This is a genomic window from Roseivirga ehrenbergii (assembly GCF_001593005.1).
GTDB classification, from domain to species: domain Bacteria; phylum Bacteroidota; class Bacteroidia; order Cytophagales; family Cyclobacteriaceae; genus Roseivirga; species Roseivirga ehrenbergii.
In genome coordinates, this window is the sequence record NZ_LQZQ01000014.1 from 1 (window position 1) to 5698 (window position 5698).

The 5698-nt window shown below is 40.4% G+C and carries 3 protein-coding genes; all 3 read left to right on the forward strand.

The annotated features are described in order from the left end of the window. Window positions 1-3102, forward strand: a 3102-nt coding sequence (locus MB14_RS09010) for a SusC/RagA family TonB-linked outer membrane protein (RefSeq protein ID WP_062591245.1), incomplete at its 5' end; no start/stop codon positions are given. Between the two features lie 11 nt (window positions 3103-3113). Then, window positions 3114-4697 carry a SusD/RagB family nutrient-binding outer membrane lipoprotein gene (locus MB14_RS09015; protein ID WP_165899508.1) on the forward strand — a complete coding sequence of 528 codons (1584 nt, stop codon included), beginning with the start codon at window positions 3114-3116 and terminating at the stop codon, window positions 4695-4697. Between the two features lie 5 nt (window positions 4698-4702). Further along, a complete protein-coding gene (locus MB14_RS09020) occupies window positions 4703-5674 on the forward strand; it encodes a hypothetical protein (RefSeq protein WP_062591247.1) in 972 nt (323 codons plus the stop codon). Window positions 5675-5698: the final 24 nt, after the last annotated feature.

Genomic DNA, 5698 nt, shown 5'->3' on the forward strand with positions numbered 1-5698 from the left:
AACATGAAGAGACCATTACAATTGTTTCGATTCCTTGTTCTGATGCTGCTTACTACAGCTCTGAACGGACAGGAACGGACAATATCTGGACGAGTGGTAGGAGCCGCTGACCAGATACCGATCCCAAATGTTTCAGTAGTCATCAAAGGCACCACTACCGGGGTAGCTACTGGACCAGATGGAAAGTATGAACTATCCATTCCTGAAAGTGGAACCACGATAGTTTTTCGCTTTATTGGCTACGTTACTCAAGAGGTAGTCATCGGCAGCCAAACTGTTGTTGATATTCAGCTATCAGAGGAGGCAACCAAACTAGGAGACGTTATTGTAACAGCTCAGGGAATTGCCAGAGAAAAGCGAGCACTAGGATTTGCACTAAGTGAAGTGAAATCTGAAAGCATTGAACAGCGACCTGAGTCGAACGTACAGAACATTCTAAGAGGAAAAATCCCTGGTGTTCAGATTACATCTACTGGTGGTATGCTCGGAAGTAGAAGTGACGTTGTAATTCGAGGCGTATCTTCTATTAATGGAGACAACCAACCACTATACATTGTGGATGGTGTATTCTATGAAGGAAACAGAATCGATGATTTAGACCCTAACAACATTGAAGATGTACAGGTTTTGAAAGGACTTGCCGCTTCTTCACTTTATGGTCAAGAAGGTAGAAATGGTGTAATCATTTTCACTACCAAAACAGCATCAGCAAACCAAGTTGAAGATTTGTCTATTACTGTTTCTCAACAGTTTTATGTTAATCAAATCACTGGGCTTCCTGATTTTCAAAACACATACGGCCAAGGTTCAGATAATGTTCCTAACGTAGGTTTTGTTGGGAACTGGGGAGGTAGATTCGATGATAACTTTATGGTACCTCACCATTTAGACCAACCTAGATTTGCTGAAGCATTTCCTGAATTCCAAGGGCAAGAGGTGCTTTACCAAGCCTACCCTAACCAAATTAAAGATTTCTTTAATAACGGAAGTGGCGGAAATACCTCATTACTCGGTAATGCCAGAATAGGAAAAACCAGCATGGGCTTTAGCGTAGGCTATAATAGCGAAAGAGGTTATATTGAGTCAAATACATCCGACCGACTAAACCTTTCTTTAAGTGCTAATACGCAACTAGCAGATAAGCTAAACCTGCAAAGCACTTTTACTTTTACTAACAATGTACTTCGTGAGCCACCAGGCGACATTTTCAATAGAACCTTATTCTTACCTAGAAACTTAGATTTGAATGGACTTCCATTTGAAAGCCCTATTGATGGCTCTAGTGTTTGGTATAGAACTGATAGAGATAATCCGTCATGGCAGCAAAAAAACCACATGATTGGATCAGATGCCAACAGAACTTTCATGAAGATTGGTTTGACTTACGATGTAACCGACTTCTTGAAGTTTGGCTACCGTGTAGGCTATGACAATTACATTACCGAAAGCTTCCAAAGAGAAAATTATGGTGGAGTAAGATACAATGCAGGACTTGGATTCTTCAACCAGTCTTCATTTACAAGATCTAACTTTGACCACAACTTCTTATTGAACACTACTGGCCTTGAAATCAATGAAGACTTAACCATTACAAGTCAGGCAGGTTTCAACATGAGAAGTATCAATACGAGAAGCTTTGGAATCAACAGCACTGAACAAGTGGTTTTTGGATTCTTTAGACATAGCAACTTCTTGTCTTACGCACCTGCTGGAAATTCGAAACAAAGAACCAATGTATTGGGACTTTATGCGCAAACAGAACTCTCTTTCAGAGACTACGCTTTCTTAACGCTAAGTGGTAGAAATGACTGGGGTTCTCAAGTAGAAAAAGAAAACAACTCTTTGTTCTACCCAAGTGCTTCTGCTTCATTCATCATGTCTGATGCATTGCCTGATATGATGCCAACTTTTGTGGATTTCTTGAAGTTTAGATTAGGTTATGGTTCTTCTGCGGGCTTCCCTGGTTCTTACAGAACTAGAGCGGTACTCGGGTCTGATCCTATTCGTTTTGTGTCAGATACTGACGGAAACATCACGGCTAACTTTGTTTCAAGTGTTCAGCCTAACCCAAATCTTAAGCCTGAAAGGCAAAAAGAAATTGAGTTTGGTATAGAAACTACTCTATTCAATGGCCTTTTGGATATTGACATGAGTTATTACAACCGAATTAGTGAAGATCAAATCTTTAGCTCAAACCTTCCTCCATCAACTGGTTTTACAAGCACTTCAATCAACGCGGGTAGAATCGATACTGAAGGTTTAGAACTAGGGGTTACTGTATTCCCAGTAAGAACAGGAAACTTAACCTACTCTATCACTAACAACTTCACTGCTTACGAAACCACTGTGAAGGAACTGCCTGAAGAACTTGTTGAGTACTCAGGAAACAATACAGCCATTGTGGGTCAGCCTTTAGGGGTTTTCAGGTCTACTTACATTGTAAGAGACGATGAAGGCAATGCATTGATCAACCCTGCAAATGGTAATTTCATTATCAGTAGCGATGTTGGTTTAGATCAAAAAATAACTGGAGATCCTAATCCGGATTTCAGATACTCTATGATCCACGGTGTTACTTACAAAGGTTTTAACCTTACTGTGCAGTTAGAATATACGCACGGTGGCGATATGGCTTCAAGTTATGTGTCTAGCATTTACGAAAGAGGTGTAACTACAGATACTGAAGACAGAGAAGGTTCTTTCTACCTACCTGGTGTGTATGGTGATGTTACTACTGGCGAGCCGTTAAGAGATGAGTCTGGTAATAAAATACCGAACAGGTATCAGTTAACAATGAACGACATCTTCTTTACCAACGCCTTCACTTCTTATGAAAACAGCATGTTCGATGCCTCTGTATTTAGAATTAGAGAGATTAACCTCAACTATGCCCTTCCAAACTCATGGGTAAACAGAATTGGGCTTAACAGCGCAACAATCACTGGAAACGTTCAAAACGTATTCTGGTATGCTCCGCATTTCCCTAAGGGAATTAAGTTGGATCCTGAAGCGAACACTTCTGGTGAAAATGGATTTGGTGAACTAGGGATCTCAGACCCTGCTATGAGAAAATTCTCAGTAGGACTTAGAGTAACATTTTAATGATGAAGAACATGAAAAACATACTAATAAAATCTATAGGGATGATCATGGCTTTCAGCTTAGTTATCTCTTGTGAAACTTTGGAGTTAGAGTCACTGATAGAAAATCCAAACTCATTGGGACTTTCTTCTGCTAGCCCTGACTTTATATTGAATGAAATGCAGCTCGATTTCAGAAACTTGAATCGATCATTTTCGGGCTCGGTTGAAAGCTCTATGAGAATGACAGTTCTGGCTTCTACTTATAATGCTGTAACCTCTACCACTGCAATGAATGGAGAGTGGACAAGTCTTTATAACTTCAATGCCAACTTCAAAGTGTTGGAAAGCATTGCTGAAGAAGATGGTTTAGGTTTCCATTTAGGAATGGCTCAAATTATGAAAGCTACTCTATTTGTAAACATGGTAGACCTTATTGGTGAAGCCGTTTATACAGAAGCTAATGATCCATCTATTCCAAAGCCAACTCTAGATTCTGGCGAATCTATTTATGCAGCAATGTATGACCTAATTGATGAAGGTATCGCCAATTTAAAGTCTGGTGCAAAAAGGCCTGTAAACGACCTCTACTATGATGGAGAAGCAATGGGCTGGGTAAGATTTGCCAACAGTTTTAAAATCAAAATGTTGTTAACCACACGTTTGGTAACAGCCGCTGATTCTAAAACTAAGATTGACGCAATCTTAGCAGGAGGTGAATATATTCAAAACAACAGCCAAGACATGCAATTTCAGTATGGAACTACAGCTGTTGTAAACGAAAGTAGACATCCGCTAATGTCATCTAGCTACACAACTGGTGCTTCGGGTTATAGACCTAACAATTTGATATCATACATGAAAGACTCTTCTTCAGTGCAAGATCCTAGATTGAGATATTACTTTTACAGACAAACCTTAGATGGGCCTGTGGGCACTCAACTTACTTGTGCTGGTGCTCCAAACTTTACTTTCTGTTATGTAGGTGATGGCTACTGGGGTAGAGATCACGGTGACGATTCTGCTGCTCCGGCAGATGGATTGTTAAGAACCGTTTATGGTGCATACCCTGCTGCTGGTGCATACGACAACGATCAAGGTGAACCAATAACTGTTGTTGATAACCTTGGTGGTGATGGCATTCACCCAATCATGCTTTCTTCTTGGGTTCAGTTTATGCTGGCCGAATCTGCTCTGAAAATTGGAGTAACAGGCAATGCAAGAACTTACTTGGAAACTGCGGTTAGACAACACATCGACAAAGTAATCAACTTCCAATCAAGTGAAACTGGACATGTTGCGCCTGCTTCACAAGTAAATGATTATGTAAATGAGGTATTGACTGATTATGATGCCGCTGACGAAGATGGAAAAATGGACATCATTGCTCGTGAATGGTACATTGCTTCATACACTAACGGCATCGAGCCATTCAATACTTATAGAAGAACGGGATATCCTTCTTTCTTAATGGATCCAATTATTGACTTGGGACCATTTATGAGGTCTTTCCTTTACCCTGCCAATGAGTTAAATGTAAACGAAAACATTACTCAAAAAAGCAGCAATCAGATACAAGTATTTTGGGATACTAACCCTGCTGGATTTATAAACTAATCGAAATGAAAATAACAAATAAATATATCGGAATGTTGCTTTCTATCGGGATGATGTTAGCAATAGTGACGGGTTGCCAAGACCCAAGTGATTTTCGAAAAGTCAGAAACGAAGCTATTACAAACCTTCAAAGAGGGGGAATGATCGACTTCGATGATATCAGACAAAAGAAGTTACTCAAAGGTGACGACCCTAATAATGGCGTTTTCACAGCTTTAATTTACGACCCTAACAACAATGCAGCTTCATATAATGTCGGCATCAGTGTTGGCGGAACTAGAATTCAGCTAGGTGATGAATACACTACTTTCCCTACTACCTTGGAAATAAAAGCTTCTGACATCAGAGCTGCAACAGGAGTTGATTTGGAATTTGGTGAAGCATATGACATTACTGGTGAAGTGACAACGGATGATGGGACTGTTTTTGGCCCTACATCTAATAACATAACCACTAATGGCAATGGTGAAACCACTATTACTGGCGGAAACACAGACAATGAACTATTAACTACAGGTTCACCTCAAGCATTGAGCTTTCCTGTAACAGTGGTTTGCGGTACGGTAACTGAACCAAGCGCCTTAGCGGGTACATGGAGAGCTAGTGAAACAAGTCACTCTAGCCGTGTAGGTGAGACCCTTAATGGTAACGACTACCAAATTGTTGCTGGCCCAGGGGCTAATCAGTTTACAATTGTAGACTTCTACAATCAAGGAAATGACTTTGTTGTAACTCAGGACCCTGAAACTGGCGACCTAAGTGCAGATGCTCAGTTATCATATGTGGATGACACAGGTCGTTCAGCTTATGATGGTGCTCCTGTTAGTTCTCAAATCGAGGCTGTTTCAGGACCACAGGCCGCTAGAAACTATGGTTGCGCTGATTTAATCGTTCTTTATCTGTATCACACTAGAGCTGATACTGGAGGCGGTGCTTTATCAAGCATTAGATCTGAAATAAGATTAACTAAGCAATAAGCCAATTTATCTTTAACTTGAGGG